The organism is Ruegeria sp. YKSE079 (assembly GCF_059612845.1).
In genome coordinates, this window is the sequence record NZ_JBXWRJ010000017.1 from 84142 (window position 1) to 102488 (window position 18347).

Below are 18347 nucleotides of genomic sequence, written 5' to 3' on the forward strand. Positions count from 1 at the left end.
ATGTCAGACAGCATGCCCCGTATCGCCCTGACTTTCGGCGAAGAACAGAAGCCGGTGGTCTATATCGGCACCCAAGCCTATTCAGACTGGGGCGAAGTGGTGCAATCCTCCCACGACACGGCGGCCCCGGAAAACGCCAGCAAGGTTGCCCGGATGATGACTCATTTTTCCTACCGGACACGGTACCGCGTCATCGATGACGCAGCCGAGTACGAAGCGCTCTACCGGTCCCGGATCGAGGCCGAGGAACCCGGCCAGCCCTACGAACAGAACGTGATCCGCTCACGCAGTTTTGGCATTCCGGATTTCTCAGCCATAGCTGTTCCCGCAATAGCCGGTGAAACGCTCACCTATTACGTCTACGACACCGCACTTTTTGTTCCCTACCGGGTCGAGGCATCACCGACCAACCCGAATCTGACCGCGCAAACCTACACGCCGCTACCGCTCGAACCGGCCACCTGAGGTGCCGCCGGCCACGGCTTCCCGTGCAACGATTGGAGACAGCATGCCAGACGACGCATTGAACGGTCCCGAACTAAAGAAATTCGTCAAGCTGGCGCGCAGGGGTCGGTTGCCCTTTGCCTTCAATCCCGGCAAGGATCCCGCCGAACATTACTTTGCGATGCACCGGAAAAAGCCGGGCAACCTGCTGGCCAAGACGGCAAAAAAGGAAGGACCTGGCGTCAAAGTGGCCTTCGGCACTTGCGAAGTCGAGCAGAAGGTCATGAAGCTGACTTGCGAACGGGTGATCCCGGCCCTGGCGAAGAACCTCAAACGGTTCCTGAAGGCAAACAAGGTCATGCTCAACGTCCAGGTCCTCGATGCCAACGGAAATGTCCTCGAGGAAGACATAGAGGACATGCCGGACGATCCGGATCTCATGGACGACGGTTCCGATACCGCCGCCGCAGCTGAGCCCGGCGACAAGGACTCACAGGCAGCAGAAGAACCTGTTTCAGCGGACCAACAGTCCTCTGCCGGCCTGGTGGCGCGGATCAAGTCGGCTCAACAGCGGGCCGCAGCGCTTCCCGATGCCGCTGCAAAGCTCAACGACGCACTGAAAAGCATTGTCGCACAGATCAAAGCACAGGATCTGAATGCCGCAGACAAGGCGATGGCCACCGTCGAAGGTGTTCTCGACAAACTGTCAGGACCTGCCAATGACGGGGCCGCCGATCCGCACCTGGCCAAATTGACCGAGGCTGCCGCCAAACTGCGCGTCCGTGCCGAAGGGTCGGTTGCGGACGTAAAGGCGAAACTCGACGCCGCCCTTGATCAGGCAGACGGGCTGATTCAGGCTGCGGACGCATCCGGCGCGGCAGCGCTGTTGAAAAAAGTTCAGGCTGCCTTGACTGCGTCGCAGGTGGCGCAGGAAAAGGAACAAACGGCAGCCGAAAAGGCAGCACCGGATCAGGCCAAATGGGAGGCGGCCTTTGCTAAGATCTCGCCACTTGCCGAAAAGGCCCTGAGCATGGGCCAGGTTGCCGACGTCGACGCATTCCGCACTGCTTGGAACTGGGCAACGAACTGTGCCTCAGATGGTGACTACAGCAAAGCGCTGGCGGCATTGCCGAAAGTTGTCGAGATGCTGAAAGCCGGTCGCGACGACGGGCAGTCCGCTTTCGCCGCGGATATTCCCGACGACGTCAAACCATTTGCCGAAAGCCGCCTGCGCTGGGAATCGGCCCGGGCCAAGATGCAATCCGAAATACGCTCGCTGCAAAGCACCATCGTGGCGGCAACGGCGGATATCGAGGACCTGGATGTCACCAGCGAGATTGGCGGTCTGATGGACTACATCAAAAACCTGGATGCCCGCCTCGAGGACAAGCTGGACGAGATCGTGAACACCCCCGCAGGCGATGCCCGCGAGAAACTCAAGGTTGAAGCCCGATCCCTGATCGCCGAATACGAACGCGAGCTCGAAAACGAGTTTTTCGAGGTAGTCGACAATAACAGCGGCTTTGGAAATGTTGCTGTTGCCTCTACCGCCCGCTCCGCGCTGGCATCTATTTCCGGCGTTCTGAGCTGACGTGGCGCGGTCCGTTCGACGCGTCGCGGCACCGCCGGAACCCACTTACCCATGCGCCTTTTTTGTCTGACGGCAGCCCTGCCAAAAGCCGCCCGCCGCATTCGGCTTCAGCTTGTCTATTTGGTGCCGAACATCCGGTCTCCGGCGTCGCCGAGGCCGGGCATGATATAGCCCTTGGAGTTTAGTTGCCGGTCCAGCGCGGCGGTGACGATGGGCACGTCGGGATGCGCCTCCTGCATCCGGGCGACACCTTCGGGTGCGGCCAGCAGGCACAGGAAGCGGATGTTGTTTGCCCCCGCCTCTTTCAGCAGCTTGACGGCGGCGGCGGAACTGTTGCCGGTCGCAAGCATCGGGTCGACCACGATCACCAGACGATCCTGAAGCCCCTCGGGCACCTTGAAATAGTACTGCACCGGCTGCAACGTCGCTTCGTCCCGATAGAGGCCTACAAATCCGACGCGGGCCGAGGGGATCAGCTCCAGCACCCCGTCCAGCATACCGTTGCCCGCCCGCAGGATCGACACCAGCGCCAGTTTCTTGCCCGCAAGGATGGGGGCGTCCATTTCTTCCAGCGGGGTTTCGATGCTGCGTGTGGTCAGCGGCATCTCACGGGTGATCTCATAGGCCAGCAACTGCGTGATCTCGCGCAAAAGCTGCCGGAACCCGGCGGTCGAGGTGCCCTTGTCCCGCATGAGCGACAGTTTGTGCTGCACCAAAGGGTGATCGACGATGGTCAGATGTTCGCTCATGTTGTCTCCAGTCTTTTTCTGACCCGCGCACGGGTCTCTTCATCGCAAAACGCCGCGTTCAATGCCGTTTCGTTGAGCGCGGCAAAATCTTCCGTCCCCCAACCGAATGCCTTGTGCAGCATCTCATATTCGTGGCGCAGGGTGGTATGGAAAAATGGCGGATCGTCGGTCGACACCGTGACTTTGACGCCCGCGTCACGCAGGCGCGCGATGGGGTGCGCCGCGAAATCGCGGTAGAGGCCCAGAACAACGTTCGATCCGGGACAGACCTCCAACGTGATCTCGCGGTCGGCCAGTTCATGCACAAGCTCGGGGTCTTCAATGGCCCGCACACCGTGCCCGACCCGTTCGACTCCCAGATCGCGCACCGCCTCGCGCACGCTGTCCGGCCCGCCGAATTCGCCGGCATGGGTGGTCAGGCGCAGCCCCGCCTCGCGCGCGCAGTCAAACGCCCATGCGAAATCGCGCTGCCGCCCGACGCTTTCGTTGCCGCCCATACCAAAGCCGGTGATCCAGTCTCCCGCAGTCTCGGCGGCGCAGATCGAGGCCCGCCTGGCCTTGTCGGGGCCGAAATGGCGCACGCAGGTGACAACCCCGCGCAAGGTGACACCAAACTTGCGCTCGGCCTCGTCGGCGGCGTCCCGGATCGCGTTCAGGTAATCGCGCCACGCCTGCACGTCGCCGCCGCCGCAGAAATCGGGGCTGAGGAAGGTCTCAGAGTAGACCACGCCGTTCGCGGCGCTCTGTTCCAGAATGGCCAGCGTCAGGCGGCGGAAATCCTCGGGCGATTGCAGTACCTCAGAGGCGGCCTCGTAGATCCGAAGGAAATGGGCGAAATCCCGGAAATCATAGGTGCCGTCCGGTTTGAAGATCCCACGCAGATCGATCTTCTTTTCAAAGGCCAGTTGCCGGATGAATGCAGGCGGCGCCGCACCTTCGTGATGCAGATGCAGTTCGATCTTGGGCAGGTCGGCGATGCTCACAGAAAGCTCCTCCCCGGCCCCTGCGCCGCGATGCCAAGGTGATCGGCGATGCTGGCTGCAACATCGGCATAGTTGATCTGCCCGACCGAACCTGTTCCGCATCCGGCAACCAGAACCGGAACCTGTTCGCGGGTGTGATCGGTGCCGCTCCACGACGGGTCATTGCCGTGATCGGCGGTCAGCACCAGCATGTCACCGCGGCGCAGCTTGTTCAGGATCACGCCGATTTCCACATCGAACCATTCCAGTGCGCGGGCATAGCCCGAGATATCGCGGCGGTGGCCGTAAAGACTGTCGAACTCGACGAAGTTGGCAAAGGTCAGGCTGCCCTCCTCTGCCTCGTCCACCAGCCGCGACAGGTGGCTTATCAGATCGGCATCCGCGCCCTTGTCCAGCGTATCGATCCCCTGCATCGAGAATATGTCGCCGATCTTGCCGATGGCATGCACCCTGCCCCCCGCATCCTGCACCCAGTTGGTCAGCACCGGCGCGGGTGGAACGATGGCAAAATCCTTGCGGTTGGTGGTGCGGGTAAACCCGGTTTCGGGCACGCCCACGAACGGACGTGCGATGACCCGTCCTACCTTCATCCCGTGAAGCTGCGGGGCCAGTGCCCTGCACAGATCATAAAGCCGCTCAAGCCCAAAGGTTTCTTCATGCGCGGCGATCTGGAACACGCTGTCGGCCGAGGTATAGCAGATCGGCCAGCCGGTGCGCATATGCTCGTCCCCCAGCCGGTCGATGATCGCTGTACCGGGCGCGTGACAGTTGCCAAGAATGCCGTCCGTCCCTGCCGCCTGCGCTGCGGCGCGGCTCAGATCGTCGGGAAACGCAGGATGCTCATCGGGGAAATAGTGCCAGTCCCACGGCACCGGCAAACCCGCCAGTTCCCAGTGGCCCGAGGGCGTGTCCTTGCCGATGCTATGCTCGCGCGCGCAGCCCCAAAGCCCCACGGGCTCAGCATCCAGACCCGGCGTCGGGTCGCCCGAAGCCAGCCGTATCGCCGCCCCAAGGCCCAATGCATCCAGGTGCGGCACATGCAACGGGCCTGAGCGCCCCTCTTCCGCCTGCCCCTCGGCGCAAGCCTGCGCGATATGGCCCACGGTGTTGGCTCCGGCGTCAGGCAGCGTGCCGTTATAGAACCGGTCGGCGTCAGGCGCGCCGCCAATTCCGACCGAATCCATAACCACAAGAAAGGCGCGGGTCACTGGCTGATCCTTTCGTGAACGAGATCCGGCGCCGTGACGGGTTTCGACCCCACCCGGATCGCCTTGCGCACCGCGGCCACCGCCTGCCGCGCGGCATCCTCTCGCGACGCATGCACCCTCGCCAACGGCGTGCCCCTGGACACCCTGTCACCCAACCGCACGATGTCCGAAATCCCTACAGCCGGGTCGATGACATCGCTTTCCACCTGTCGTCCGCCGCCCAGCGCCACGACGGCCAGCCCCAACGCCTCACCATCGATCGCGGTGACATAGCCGCTGTCTTGCGCCGTTGCCTCCTGAATGACGGTCGCCTCAGGCAGAAACCGCGCCCAGTTGTCCACGAAATGCACTGGCCCTCCCACGGCGGCCATCATGCGGCCAATCCGCTCGGCGGCGCGGCCATCGCGGATCACACCTGCAACCTTGGCTTCCCCATCCGCCGCGTCGCTGGCAAGTCCGGCATCGGCCAGAACGACACCGCCCAGAATGGCAGAGATGTCCGCCAATGGCGTATCGGCCCCACCGGTCAAAACCGTCATCACTTCGGCCACCTCCAGCGCATTACCCAGCGCCGGCGCAAGCGGCTGGTTCATGTCGGTGATTACGGCCGAGGTCTTGCAACCCGCCGCATTCGCGGTCTCGGTCAAAGCTGTTGCCAGCTTGCGCGCATCCTCGATGGTCTTCATGAAGGCGCCGCTGCCCGCCTTGACGTCCAGCACCAGCGCATCCGGGCTGGCCGCCAGTTTCTTGGACAGGATCGAGGCGGTGATCAGATCCAGGCTTTCCACTGTCGCGGTGACGTCACGGATCGCGTAAAGGCGCCTGTCAGCAGGCGCGATACTGCCGCTGGCGCCGACGATCGCGGCGCCGGTGTCCTGCAGGATCTGCCGTAAGCGTTCGTTTCCGACCTGCGTGGTGACGCCCGGAATGGCCTCCAGTTTGTCCAGTGTGCCGCCCGTGTGACCCAACCCGCGCCCCGAGATCATCGGCACATAGGCCCCGCATTCGGCCAGCGCAGGCGCAAGAACAAGGCTGACGCAATCGCCCACGCCGCCTGTCGAATGCTTGTCCACCACCGGCCCGTCGAAATCCCACTGGAGAACCTCACCGCTATCGCGCATCGCAAGTGTCAGGGCGGCGCGCCCTTCAGCCCCCAGCCCACCCATGACAACGGCCATGGCAAAGGCTCCGGCCTGCGCGTCACTGACGCCACCATCGGCAAGGCCTTGGGCAAACCATGCCAGTTCTCCGGCGTCAGGCACCTCTCGACGGCGTAGCTTGGCGATGATCGAACGGGCATCCATCGGTTCAGCGTCCATCCATGTGCGAGGTGTCGAAGGCACCGGGCAGCAGTTGTGAGATGGTCATTTGCATCTCGGCGCCCTTGGTAGTCGCCATGGTCACGACCACGTCGCCCTTGCCGAACTCGGCCAGCCGCTGGCGGCACCCGCCGCAGGGCGTGACAGGTTCGGGGCACTCGGCCACGACATAGACTTCGGTCAACTGCGTCTCGCCCGCCGCCACCATCGCCGCAATGGCGCCGGATTCGGCGCATGTGCCCTCGGGATACGACACGTTCTCGACGTTGCACCCGGCATAGACCGCGCCCGAGGCCCCCCGTATCGCCGCGCCCACCTTAAAATTCGAGTAAGGCGCGTGCGCATTTTCGCGAACGGTCAAGGCGGTCTCTTTCAAAGACATGGCGATTCCCCGGTTTTTGATCACTTGGTCAGAATGGCCTACCCTAAAAGAAAGGCCGCGGGAAATTGAAGCCCCCGCAACCGGTTTTCAACAGCTAAATTCAGCTTATCCCAACGTCGTTGTGAAAGTGCCCGGCAAAGTCACCTCCAGCAGTTCTACATCATCCGACGGATCGCTCAGCCGGGTGCGCATCCCGGGCGGAATGACAAAGGCGTCGCCCTGTTCCAGGCGGTACGGATCGCGCCCCTCGCCTTCCAGCGTCACTTTGCCGTTCATGACAAAGGAAAAGTGGATATCGGTGTCATGGGTGGCCCATTGCGGCTCACCATCGCCGCGACGGACAACCTGTACTCCGGCAACGCCCTTGGTGTTCTCGGCAATCGAGGTGTCGCGGCAAAGATACCCCGGCAAGCGGAAGGGCATCCACTCGGCATCCCGAGCCCGATTGTAAACAAACCGCTGCCCCTGCCATTCGCGCTCGGGGCGATAATTCGGGGTGGGCAGGGTCATCTCGTGATCGATCTCGGTGATGTGTTCGGCGGGAACACCGATCTCGATCACCTGCACGTTGTCACTGGCCTCAAGGACCCGGTGACGGATTTCCGGCGGCTGTATGAAACAGTCGCCAGCCGTCAGGCGCATCTTTTCCCCCTGATCCTCATAGACAACGTCGACCCAGCCGTGAATGCAAAAAATCAACTGGAACCCAACCTTATGAAAATGCACCATGTCGGGCACCGGCCCGCCGTCGGGAATGCGGATATGGCTAGCGATGATCGAGCCGCCAAGGCGCGAGGGCACCAGATCGCGATAGTGCATGCCCGCGCGGCCGATGATCCATGGCGCCTGATCCTTGAGCCGCCGCACCACAAAGGAATGCACGGTTTCCGGCATCACCAGCGGCGGGTTGCGTTCCTCGATCTCGATCCGGGTCCCGTTCGGCGCGACCATGCTTCGCTTGCCATCCGCGAACCCGTCGGGATTCTCGGTCAGAATCCGCAGAGTGCCGGGCGGTTCCGGCGCGTCCTTTTCTATGCGAAGACGCAGCCCGTGGCCGGAAAAGACGCCAACGCGCGGATCGTCGGCGGGATAGATCATGTCCATCCGCATTCCCAGAACCTTGGTGTAGAACGGTATGTCATCGCGCAATTCGTTGGTCGGCAGGCGCATCTCGGCTATGGTGTCGGTCATGGCATTCTCCTTTGCGCGGGACTGTGGCCGCGAGGCGGCAGTTTTGCAAGAAGCCACCTGCGACGCTGTGGCCACACCAAGGCTGTTTCCCCTGCGTCAAAAGTAGTTTAATGCTAAACTAAATTTGGGAGTTCGCTTCATGTCCGACAATACCAGCCAGCGCCAGGCGGCACTCGTCTATCACGAATTTCCCAAACCCGGGAAGCTCGAGATCAAGGCGACCAAACCGATGGCGAATGGCCGGGATCTGTCGCGGGCATACTCCCCCGGCGTGGCCGAGGCCTGTATCGAAATCAAGGACAACGCCGACAATGCCGAACGCTATACCGCACGCGGCAATCTGGTGGCGGTGGTATCGAACGGCACCGCAGTGCTGGGGCTGGGCAATATCGGTGCGCTCGCGTCAAAACCGGTGATGGAAGGCAAGGCGGTTCTGTTCAAGAAATTCGCAGGCATCGACTGTTTCGACATAGAAGTGAACGAGGCCGACCCGGAAAAACTCGCCGACATCGTTTGTGCACTTGAACCGACTTTTGGAGCGATCAACCTCGAAGACATCAAGGCGCCCGACTGTTTCATCGTCGAAAAGCTGTGCCGTGAGCGCATGAACATCCCTGTCTTTCACGATGACCAGCACGGCACTGCCATTGTCGTCGGCGCGGCCGCCAAGAACGCGCTGCATGTGGCGGGCAAGTCTTTCGAAGAAATCAAGATCGTCTCCACCGGCGGCGGCGCGGCGGGAATTGCCTGCCTCAACATGCTGCTGAAACTGGGTGTCAAACGCGAAAATGTATGGCTGTGCGACATTCACGGGCTGGTCTACGAGGGCCGGGCCGAGGATATGAACCCGCAAAAGGCCGCCTTTGCCCAAAAGACCGACCTGCGGACACTGGATCAGGTGGTCGACGGGGCCGACCTGTTCCTGGGGCTTTCCGGTCCCAACGTGCTGAAACCCGAGATGGTCGCGAAAATGGCCGATCGCCCTATCATCTTTGCGCTGGCCAACCCAACGCCGGAAATCCTGCCTGATGCCGCGCGCGAAGTTGCGCCAAACGCCATCATCGCCACCGGGCGCAGCGACTTTCCCAACCAGGTCAACAACGTGCTGTGCTTCCCCTTCATCTTCCGGGGTGCGCTGGACGTCGGCGCAACCGAAATCAACGATGAGATGCAGATCGCCTGTGTCGACGGCATCGCCGATCTTGCCCGCGCCACCACCAGCGCCGAGGCTGCGGCGGCCTATAAGGGCGAGCAGCTGACGTTTGGCGCCGACTACCTGATTCCGAAACCGTTCGACCCACGCCTTGTTGGCGTAGTGTCTTCTTCGGTCGCCAAGGCGGCGATGGCAAGCGGCGTGGCCAAGCGGCCCATCGCCGACCTGGAAGCCTACAAGGAAAAGCTGAACCAGACCGTCTTCAAGTCTGCCCTGCTGATGCGTCCGGTCTTCGAAGCCGCCGCCGTCGCATCGCGCCGGATCGTCTTTGCCGAGGGCGAAGACGAACGCGTCCTGCGCGCGGCACAGGCGATCCTCGAAGAAACCACCGAAACCCCCATCCTGATCGGCCGCCCCGAAGTGATCGAGGCGCGCTGCGAACGGATCGGTCTTTCGGTGCGCCCGGGCCGGGACTTCCAGATCGTGAACCCGGAAAATGACCCCCGTTATTATGATTACTGGACATCCTACCACCAGATCATGCAGCGCCGGGGCGTCACGCCCGATCTGGCCAAAGCGATCATGCGCACCAATTCTACCGCCATCGGCGCAATCATGGTTCAGAGGGGCGAGGCTGACAGCATGATCTGTGGCACCTTCGGGGAATACCGCTGGCATCTGAACTACGTGGAACAGGTGCTGAATGACGGCGACCTGCGCCCGCATGGCGCGCTTTCGCTGATGATCCTCGAAGACGGCCCTCTCTTCATCGCCGACACCCATGTGCGCACTCGGCCCAGCCCGGAAGAATTGGCCGAAATCACCTTGGGCGCGGCCCGTCATGTGCGCCGCTTCGGGCTGGAACCAAAGATCGCCTTCTGCTCGCAGTCGCAGTTCGGCAATCAGGCCGAAGGGTCCGGCAAGCGCCTGCGCGACGCGATCCGAATTCTGGACAGCAAACCGCGCGATTTCACCTATGAGGGCGAAATGAATCTCGATGCCGCGCTCGACCCGGACCTGCGCGAGCGCATCTTCCCCAACTCCCGCCTCGAAGGCGCGGCGAATGTTCTGATCTTTGCCCACGCCGACGCCGCCAGCGGTGTGCGCAACGTGCTCAAGATGAAGGCCGACGGGATCGAGGTCGGCCCGATCTTGATGGGCATGGGCAACAAGGCCCATATCGTGACGCCCGCGATCACCGCCCGCGGCCTCCTGAACATGGCGGCCATTGCCGGAACGCCTGTAGCGCATTACGGTTAAGTCCGGCGGTCGCCTTTCCGACCGCCCATTCAGGGAGGTCAGAATGCAAGGGCATTGTCACTGCAATGCGGTGCGCTGGCAAAGCGATGGCGAGGTTGCATGGAGCTGCTATTGCCATTGTTCGGATTGCCGCCGCAATTGCGCATCCCCCGTCACCGCGTTTTTCGGTCTGCCGCATGAGAAGGTGAAATGGGTTGGCGAGACTCCGCGTGTCTACGCGTCGTCCGAAGGGGTCGAGCGGTTGTTCTGCGGCAACTGCGGAACCCAGATGGCCTATCGCAACGTCCGCGACCCGGTGAACATCCATCTCTACACCGCAACACTGGAGAACCCGGATGACCTGGCGCCCAGGTTCCACGTCTTTCACTCCGACCACCTGCATTGGCTGAACATCCACGACACGTTGCCCCGCTATGCCAAAACTGCCGGATGACCAGCGAATCTCTCCAGCCGCACTTTGCAGGTAAAGTGTTTGCTGATTTGCAAATCTACGTTTTTTTCCAGAATCAACGCGGGAAATAGCTTTGTTTGCAAAAATTTGCAGGCAATTTTCGGCCGGGATGCAAAGTTTTTGCGATAAACTGACGCGCCGTCATTCGCAATGCTTGCCCGACTGACCCGGCACGCCTAACACAACCGGAAAGCCGAACGTTGAGGAGGACGCCATGGCATACAGCGATGTTTACGAGAGCTGGAAGAACGACCCCGAGGCGTTCTGGATGGAAGCCGCCAAAGGGATCGACTGGGTCGAAGCCCCGTCCAAGGCGCTGTTTGACGACAACGCCCCGCTCTATGAATGGTTCTCGGATGCCAAGGTGAACACCTGCTGGAACGCGGTCGACCGCCATGTCGAGAACGGCCGCGGCGATCAGGTCGCGATCATCCACGACAGCCCGGTTTCGGGCGTCACACGGCGCATTACCTATGTCAACCTGCGCAATCGGGTGGCCCAACTGGCCGGGGCGCTGCGGGCCAAAGGCGTGGAAAAGGGCGACCGGGTCATCATCTACATGCCGATGATCCCCGAAGCGCTCGAAGCGATGCTCGCCTGCGCCCGCCTGGGGGCGGTGCATTCGGTCGTCTTCGGCGGCTTTGCCAGCAACGAACTGGCCGTTCGCATCGACGACGCCAAGCCCAAGGCGATCATCGCAGCCTCCTGTGGGATGGAGCCGGGGCGCGTCGTGCACTACAAACCGCTTCTCGACGGGGCCATCGACATGGCCAGCCACAAGCCTGACTTCTGCGTCATTTTCCAGCGCGAACAAGAAGTGGCCAAGCTGACCCCCGGGCGCGACTATAACTGGCACGGCTTCCAGTATGGCGTGGAACCTGCGGAATGCGTTCCGGTCGCGGGCAACGATCCAGCCTATATCCTGTATACCTCGGGCACCACCGGCGCGCCCAAGGGCGTGGTTCGCCCCACCGCCGGGCATCTGGTGGCGCTGAACTGGACGATGAAGAACATCTACAACGTCGATCCGGGCGATGTGTTCTGGGCCGCCTCCGACGTCGGCTGGGTCGTCGGCCACTCCTATATCTGTTACGCACCGCTGATCCACGGCAACACCACCATCGTGTTCGAGGGCAAGCCCGTGGGTACCCCAGACGCCGGAACCTTCTGGCGGGTGATTTCCGAACACAATGTGCGCAGCTTCTTCACCGCCCCCACCGCCATCCGCGCCGTCAAGCGCGAGGACCCCAAGGGCGAGATGCTTGCGAAATACGACCTGAGCTGTCTCAAGGCCCTTTATCTGGCCGGCGAACGCGCCGATCCCGACACGATCATCTGGGCGCAAAACGCGCTGAACGTGCCAGTTGTCGACCACTGGTGGCAAACCGAAACCGGCTGGGCCATTGCGGGCAACCCGCTGGGCATCGAAGAACTACCGACTAAGTTGGGCTCGCCCGCCAAGCCGATGCCGGGCTACGACGTACGGATCCTCGACGAAGGCGGCCACCCTATGAAACCCGGCGAGTTGGGCGCCATCGCGGTGAAACTGCCACTGCCGCCGGGCACCCTCCCGACCCTTTGGAACGCCGAGGCGCGGTTCAAGAAATCCTATCTGGAGCATTTCCCCGGCTACTACGAAACCGGCGATGCGGGCATGATCGATGAGGATGGCTACCTCTACATCATGGCGCGCACCGATGACGTCATCAACGTCGCAGGCCACCGTCTGTCCACCGGCGGCATGGAAGAGGTGCTGGCGGCCCACCCCGATGTCGCAGAATGTGCGGTGATCGGAGTCAGCGATGACCTGAAAGGGCAGATGCCCGTGGGCTTCCTGTGTCTCAACAAGGGCACCGAGCGCGCGCATAGCGATGTGGTAAAGGAGGTCGTCGCACTGGTCCGCGAAAAGATCGGCCCCGTTGCCGCTTTTAAGCTGGCCGTCGTGGTGGATCGCCTGCCCAAGACCCGCTCGGGCAAGATCCTGCGGGGCACTATGGTCTCGATTGCTGATGGCAAGGAATTCAAGATGCCCGCAACCATCGACGATCCGGTCATTCTGGACGAGATCAGGTCGTCCCTGCAAACCATCGGCTATGCAAAGTAACCGGCGGCGTCAGCTTGCCGTGACCACATAGCCCTGCATCTTTGCCGCAACCTCGCCCGCACCAAAGCGGGCGCGGATTTCCTCTGTCGCGGCTTCCACGATCCGTTGCACCTTCGCTTCGCCATGCGGCGCGACTTCTCCGTACATCGGCGTCCCGCGCACATAGGCGATGGCAGGGTGCGACGGATCGGGGGCGCGGCTGATCGCGGTGATCTTTTCGATGTCGACATGGGCATAACCCGCCTTTTGCAGCTCTGAACGGATACGTTCGGGATTTCCGTGCCCATGTGGCGTGCGCGCCAGGAAATGCGGCGGCGATGCGGGCAACAGGGTCGAGGCCACCTCGGTCACGATCCGGGCAAACTCGTTATGCTCGATCCAGTCCCACACGTTGAACAGAAACCTCCCTCCGTCGCGCAGAACCCGGCGGGCCTCGGCATAGCCACGCACCCGGTCGGGAAAGAACATGATCCCGAACTGGCAACAGACCGCATCGAAACTCCGATCGTCGAACGGCAAGTCCAGCGCATCCGCCGCCTGCCACACGATCCTCAGGTCTACCCCCTGCCTGGCCTTGGCGCGCTCCAGCATGGGCGGGTTCAGGTCGGTCACGACAAACCGGGCATCATCCGGCAGCAGCGGCGCCAGCGCCCGCGTCACCACCCCGCTGCCTGCCGCAGTTTCCAGCACATCCGCGACCGGCTGGTTGACGACGCGGGCGGCCAGGTCGGCCGCATAATGCTCGAAAATCAGCGGAACAAGGTAAGTATCATAGATATCGGGGATATTTCCAACAAACGTCGTGTCATTCCGGGACATTGCACCCTCCGCAGAACAAGGCCACCTCAGCATAGCACATTTCAACGTTGCCCCGGGTGTTTTCAACGTGGCCTTGGTGTAGCCCCCCCAAGCCTTCAATCGGCCTCGTGTCGATATTGTGAAACCGGGTCGGCACCGGACCCCAAGAAACTGTGATCAATAGTTTCAGCCTGGGCGATTGCCATAGCCCGACAAGCTTTCTAGCCTCTCTCCTAAACGGAACCTAACAAAAGGATGCTGCCATGCGCGCTTTGCTTGCCGCCTTGGCCTGTTGCACCGCCCTGCCCGCAGTTGCGAGCGAAGGGCAGCGTATTCAGGTCACCGGGGAACTGATCGATACGTGGTGTTATTATTCGGGCGTCATGGGCGGCCCCGAGGCCGTGGTCGGCACAGCGCATCACACCTGCGCGCTCTGGTGTTCGGCAGGCGGTATCCCGGTGGGGATGCAGACCGAAGACGGCACGGTCTACATGGTGCTCAAGCTGGAAAACGATGACAAGCTGGCGGGCGGCGACACCGCGCTGCGTCTGGCCTCTCACACGGTCGAGGCTGATGGTATGTTCTACGAACGTGACGGCATCAATTACCTGATCGTCGAAAAGGTTGTCAGCGACGCGGGCATCACCAACCTCAACCACGAAGATTACGGCCCGGTGCCGGGCTTTGCGATACCGGAGCCGAAGGAATGAAACGTCTTGCATTTGCGATGGCCCTGTTGGCCAGCCCCGCCCTTGCACAGGATTTTTCGGCCGAGTCCGAAGCCAAGACCTGGAACCTTTATGCCGAAAAACCTGCCCGGTTCGAGGCCAGGGTCGTTGATCTGCTTTGCGAGCTGACCGGCGACTGCCCCGCCGATTGCGGTGCGGGCAAGCGCCAGCTGGGCCTTTTGCGCAGCGCCGATGGCGTGATGGTCCTGCCGCTCAAGAACGGCCAGCCTGCCTTCAGCGGCGCCGCCGCCGATCTCGCGCCCTATTGCGGCAAGACCGTCGAGGTCGATGGGCTGATGATCGAAGACCCGGACCTGCGCGCCAAGAACGTCTATATGGTGCAGACGATCCGCGAACCCGGCGGCGAATGGCAAAAGGCCAACCAGTTCACCAAGGTCTGGGCCAAGGAGAACCCGGATGCCGAAGGCAAGGGGCCATGGTTCCGCCGCGACCCCCGGATCAAGGAGATGATCGAGACCGAAGGCTACCTCGGTCTTGGCCTGGAAACCGACGAGGCCTTCATCAAGGACTGGTTCTGATGCGCCTTCCGAGGCTCGTGATGGCTCTGGCGGCGGTGGTCACGACGACCTCCGTCGCAGACGGTTCCGAGACCGCGCCCCTGCCCTTCGACGTGGGCGGCGCGTTCGAACTCACCGACCAATACGGTCAGCGCCGCAGTCAGGTGAACCCGAACGGGCATGGTCAGCTGCTGTTCTTTGGCTACGCCAATTGCCCCGGTATCTGCTCGGTTGCCATGCCGATGATGGCCGAGGCGGTCGACCGCCTGAAGGCCGAGGGACTGAGCGTGACACCGGTGATGATCACCGTCGACCCCGAACGCGACCAGCCCGGCAACATGGATGCGCCGCTGGCAAAATACCACCCGGAATTCGTCGGCCTGACCGGAACCAAGGCCCAGTTGCAGGTGGCCTATGATGCCTTCTCGGTCGAAAATGAACTGGCCTATGTCGATATCGAATACGGCCCAGTCTACAACCACGGCAGCTTTGTCTATCTGCTCGACGCGCAGGGAGACGTGCTGACCCTGTTCCCGCCGATCCTGACTTCGGACCGGGCGGTGGAACTGGCGCTGAAATACCTGACATCCGGCGGCGCGTGACCCGGCGTCACTCTCTGTGCCCGAGCTTGGACTTCCCGCCCCGCTGCCCCTAACCTGCGAGCGGGAGAACCGGATCATGACACAACAAGACCTTTGGCGACTTGACGCAACCGACATCGCTTCGCGCACCGTTTCGGGCGATCTGAGCGCCGAACTGGTCGTATCCGCCGCCATTGACCGCATGGACGTTATCAACCCGGCATTGAACGCCGTGGTGGAAAGCTGCGCCGATGCGGCGCGGGCGCGGGCGCGCGATCTGGACATGGCGCGCGCGCGCGGGGCGAAACCGGGGCCTCTGCACGGCGTTCCCGTCACCATCAAGATCAATGTCGATCAAAAGGGCTATGCCACGTCCAACGGCGTGCCCGCCCTGAAGGACCTGGTCGCCACCGACGATGCCCCCATCGTGCGCAGCCTTGAACGTGCGGGCGCGGTGGTGATCGGGCGCACCAACACGCCCGAGTTTTCCTTTCGCGCCGACACTGACAACCCGCTGCACGGGCGCACCCACAATCCGTGGGGCAAACATATCTCTCCCGGCGGTTCCTCCGGCGGCGCGGGCGCTGCGGTGATGGCAGGGATCGGCGCGCTGGCGCATGGCAACGATATCGGCGGCAGCCTGCGATTTCCCGCCGCCGCCAACGGCGCGAACACCGTCAAGCCGGGTCTGGGTCGCATACCGGCATGGAACCCCAGCCAGACTGCCGAACGTGGGATGCTGGCGCAATCCATGTCGGTACAGGGGCTGATCACCCGCAGCGCCCGCGATCTGCACCTGGCGATGCCCACGATGATCTCCCCCGATCCGCGCGATCCGTTCCACGTGCCGTTGCCGTGGCGGGGCGAGGCGATGGACGGCCCGATCAGGGTGGCCTTCACCAAGACCACCTTTGGCTATGACTTGCACCCCGAGGTCGACGCCGCGCTGAACACCGCGCGAGAGGCGCTGACGGATGCGGGCTATGTCGTCGAGGAGGTCGAGCCACCCGATGTGTTCGATTGCGGCCGTAACGGGTACCGCGCGCTGATGGGTGAGGTCTGGGCGCTGATGAAATCCGATATCGACGCCCACGGCTCGGACACGATTCGCGACATCTTCGACGTCTATTTTCAGGAGTTTCCTCCCTTCACCGACACCGAACTTGTTCGGATGATGGCGGCGCGCAGTCACTATGCGCGCCAATGGTCCATGTTTGCGCAGGACTACCCACTGGTTCTGACGCCCTTCCTGCCGCAACCGTTCTTCCGACCCGACCGCGACACCGAAGGCCCCGAAGGCGTGCACGAGGTGCTGGGATGTGCCGTCTATTCCTATGCAATGAATTTCATGGGCCTGCCTGCGGCATGCGTTCCCAGTCGATTGGCGGACCTGCCCGACGGCAGACAGCCCATCAACGTACAAATCGTGGCGCGGCGCTGGCGCGAAGATATGGCGGTGGACGCAGCCGCCGCAATAGAAGCCCGCGTCGGACGCATGTGCGACGCGCTTTGGGCACAAATGGGCTGAGAGTTTCGGGAAGCGCCCAACTGTCTAGCGACAGGCCGTATCACCAAAGAAATAAGCCCCGGGGAAATGCAGCTCGCTGCGCCCGGGGCCTGCATGCTAAAATATTCCCGGAGTTTGATGACGGGCGCGGCGTCAACCGCCCCCGCCAGCGCGAAACATTGCGCAATCATTTACTTAACGCCGCTTCGATGGCCACTCACTCCCATCAGGACGTTCACTCCGGGTAAGCTCACCCTAGACCAACCGAACCACCCTGAATGTGACCTCGTTCACATAAGCGAAAATTTTCCCCAAATTTCACGTTCAAGTGAACTGTTCCGAGATCAGGCGTTCCTCCAACCCGTGCCCCGGATCGAACAGGATGCGGTGTTCGATGGCCGGTTCCGACCGGATTTCGACCCAATCGATGTCAGGAAAGGAAATCGAATCGGCATCCGCCATGACCGGGCGCTTGTCGGCCTCCATTACGTCGAATCGCACATGCGCCGTCTTGGGCAGCAGCGCACCGCGCCAGCGGCGCGGGCGGAACGCGGCGATGGCCGTCAGGGCCAGAACATCCGACCCAATTGGCAGAATCGGTCCATGCGCCGAGTAATTGTAGGCGGTCGATCCGGCGGGCGTCGAAACCAGCGCCCCGTCGCAAACCAGTTCGGCCAAACGCAGCCGACCATCCACCGTGATCTTGAGTCGCGCTGCCTGTGGCCCGGCCCGGAGCAGCGACACCTCGTTGATCGCCAGCGCCTCATGCAGCGTGCCGGACTGGTCCATCGCCGTCATCGCCAGCGGGTTGATGATTTCTTCCTGAGCTGAGTCAAGACGCTCGGTCAGGCCGGTTTCGCTGTATTCGTTCATCAGAAACCCGATGGTTCCCCGGTTCATGCCATAGACGGGGACGTTCAGGTGCTGGGTATTGTGCAGCGTCCGCAACATGTATCCGTCACCGCCCAGGGTCACGATGACATCGGCGTCGCGCGGCGCCACGTTTCCGTACCGACCCACAAGGGTTGTGCGGGCGTCCTGCGCCACCTGCGCATCGCTTGCCAAAAAGGCGATTCTCTTTTTCATGTTTTCAGGTTTCCGGTCCTGCGCATTTGGTTCCGAAACAAACATACCTTTCCGCGATAGGCCAGACTTGACGCCCCAGCGGGCCAATTCGTCGCTTTACGGCCTTTCTCGCCCATTCAGTTTCCTATAGGAAATTCGCAAAACACACCCCAAGCATTGCGGAGCCCCCATGGACGCCAAAACTCGTACCGACGATTTTTTCACCCAATCTCTCGCGGATCGTGATCCTGAGCTTTACGGCTCGATCGCGTCGGAGCTTGGCCGTCAGCGCGACGAGATCGAGCTGATCGCGTC

Annotated in this window: 17 protein-coding genes; 9 read left to right on the plus strand and 8 right to left on the minus strand. The window is 62.1% G+C overall.

Features of this window, described 5'->3' with window-relative positions; translation table 11 throughout:
- Nucleotides 1-12 precede the first annotated feature (12 nt).
- Both AC2FMY_RS15960 and AC2FMY_RS15965 read left to right on the plus strand, forming a co-directional pair.
- Nucleotides 13-465, plus strand: a complete 453-nt coding sequence (locus AC2FMY_RS15960) for a hypothetical protein (protein WP_480751205.1) — start codon at nt 13-15, stop codon at nt 463-465.
- 43 nt (nt 466-508) lie between these two features.
- Entirely contained in the window at nt 509-2035 is a 1527-nt protein-coding gene (locus tag AC2FMY_RS15965) for a hypothetical protein (RefSeq protein ID WP_496746819.1), read from the plus strand.
- Nucleotides 2036-2151: 116 nt separating this feature from the next.
- Here the strand turns inward: AC2FMY_RS15965 and upp are convergent, their stop codons facing one another.
- The 6 genes from upp to AC2FMY_RS15995 form a co-directional block, all read right to left on the minus strand.
- Entirely contained in the window at nt 2152-2784 is a 633-nt protein-coding gene (gene upp, locus AC2FMY_RS15970) for a uracil phosphoribosyltransferase (RefSeq protein ID WP_480751202.1), read from the minus strand.
- On the minus strand, nt 2781-3767 hold the full coding sequence (locus AC2FMY_RS15975; protein ID WP_496746822.1) for an adenosine deaminase: 987 nt from the start codon (nt 3765-3767) through the stop codon (nt 2781-2783). The genes upp and AC2FMY_RS15975 overlap by 4 nt, the downstream gene beginning before the upstream one ends.
- Nucleotides 3764-4975, minus strand: coding sequence for a phosphopentomutase (locus tag AC2FMY_RS15980; RefSeq protein WP_496746826.1), 1212 nt, complete (start codon nt 4973-4975; stop codon nt 3764-3766). The genes AC2FMY_RS15975 and AC2FMY_RS15980 overlap by 4 nt, the downstream gene beginning before the upstream one ends.
- On the minus strand, nt 4972-6279 hold the full coding sequence (locus AC2FMY_RS15985) for a thymidine phosphorylase (protein ID WP_496746829.1): 1308 nt from the start codon (nt 6277-6279) through the stop codon (nt 4972-4974). Before AC2FMY_RS15985 ends, AC2FMY_RS15980 begins: the two co-directional genes overlap by 4 nt.
- A 4-nt stretch (nt 6280-6283) precedes the next feature.
- A complete protein-coding gene (locus tag AC2FMY_RS15990) occupies nt 6284-6700 on the minus strand; it encodes a cytidine deaminase (RefSeq protein WP_496746831.1) in 417 nt (138 codons plus the stop codon).
- Between the two features lie 81 nt (nt 6701-6781).
- Nucleotides 6782-7867, minus strand: coding sequence for a cupin domain-containing protein (locus AC2FMY_RS15995; protein WP_496746832.1), 1086 nt, complete (start codon nt 7865-7867; stop codon nt 6782-6784).
- 139 nt (nt 7868-8006) lie between these two features.
- On the opposite strand from AC2FMY_RS15995, the gene AC2FMY_RS16000 reads away from it, so the two are divergent.
- The 3 genes from AC2FMY_RS16000 (at nt 8007) to prpE (ending at nt 12835) form a co-directional block, all read left to right on the plus strand.
- Nucleotides 8007-10280, plus strand: a complete 2274-nt coding sequence (locus AC2FMY_RS16000) for an NADP-dependent malic enzyme (protein WP_496807701.1) — start codon at nt 8007-8009, stop codon at nt 10278-10280.
- A 43-nt stretch (nt 10281-10323) separates the two neighbouring features.
- Nucleotides 10324-10713, plus strand: coding sequence for a GFA family protein (locus AC2FMY_RS16005; protein ID WP_480751192.1), 390 nt, complete (start codon nt 10324-10326; stop codon nt 10711-10713).
- A 232-nt stretch (nt 10714-10945) separates the two neighbouring features.
- Nucleotides 10946-12835: a propionate-CoA ligase PrpE gene (prpE, locus tag AC2FMY_RS16010; protein ID WP_496807702.1), complete on the plus strand. Its 1890-nt coding sequence runs from the start codon at nt 10946-10948 to the stop codon at nt 12833-12835.
- Between the two features lie 9 nt (nt 12836-12844).
- Here prpE and AC2FMY_RS16015 read toward each other — a convergent pair whose 3' ends face one another.
- Nucleotides 12845-13654, minus strand: coding sequence for a class I SAM-dependent methyltransferase (locus AC2FMY_RS16015; RefSeq protein WP_496807703.1), 810 nt, complete (start codon nt 13652-13654; stop codon nt 12845-12847).
- Nucleotides 13655-13896: 242 nt separating this feature from the next.
- On the opposite strand from AC2FMY_RS16015, the gene AC2FMY_RS16020 reads away from it, so the two are divergent.
- From AC2FMY_RS16020 to AC2FMY_RS16035, 4 genes are all read left to right on the plus strand, one after another.
- Complete coding sequence (locus AC2FMY_RS16020; protein ID WP_496807704.1) at nt 13897-14343, plus strand: hypothetical protein; 447 nt, start codon at nt 13897-13899, stop codon at nt 14341-14343.
- A complete protein-coding gene (locus AC2FMY_RS16025; RefSeq protein WP_496807705.1) occupies nt 14340-14900 on the plus strand; it encodes a hypothetical protein in 561 nt (186 codons plus the stop codon). The genes AC2FMY_RS16020 and AC2FMY_RS16025 overlap by 4 nt, the downstream gene beginning before the upstream one ends.
- Nucleotides 14900-15481 (plus strand): SCO family protein, encoded by a 582-nt coding sequence (locus tag AC2FMY_RS16030; RefSeq protein WP_496748641.1) that lies wholly within the window; start codon nt 14900-14902, stop codon nt 15479-15481. Before AC2FMY_RS16025 ends, AC2FMY_RS16030 begins: the two co-directional genes overlap by 1 nt.
- Before the next feature lie 76 nt (nt 15482-15557).
- Nucleotides 15558-16988 carry an amidase family protein gene (locus AC2FMY_RS16035; RefSeq protein WP_496748640.1) on the plus strand — a complete coding sequence of 477 codons (1431 nt, stop codon included), beginning with the start codon at nt 15558-15560 and terminating at the stop codon, nt 16986-16988.
- Nucleotides 16989-17291: 303 nt separating this feature from the next.
- Here the strand turns inward: AC2FMY_RS16035 and AC2FMY_RS16040 are convergent, their stop codons facing one another.
- Nucleotides 17292-18053: an NAD kinase gene (locus AC2FMY_RS16040; protein ID WP_480751181.1), complete on the minus strand. Its 762-nt coding sequence runs from the start codon at nt 18051-18053 to the stop codon at nt 17292-17294.
- Between the last annotated feature and the right edge of the window lie 294 nt (nt 18054-18347).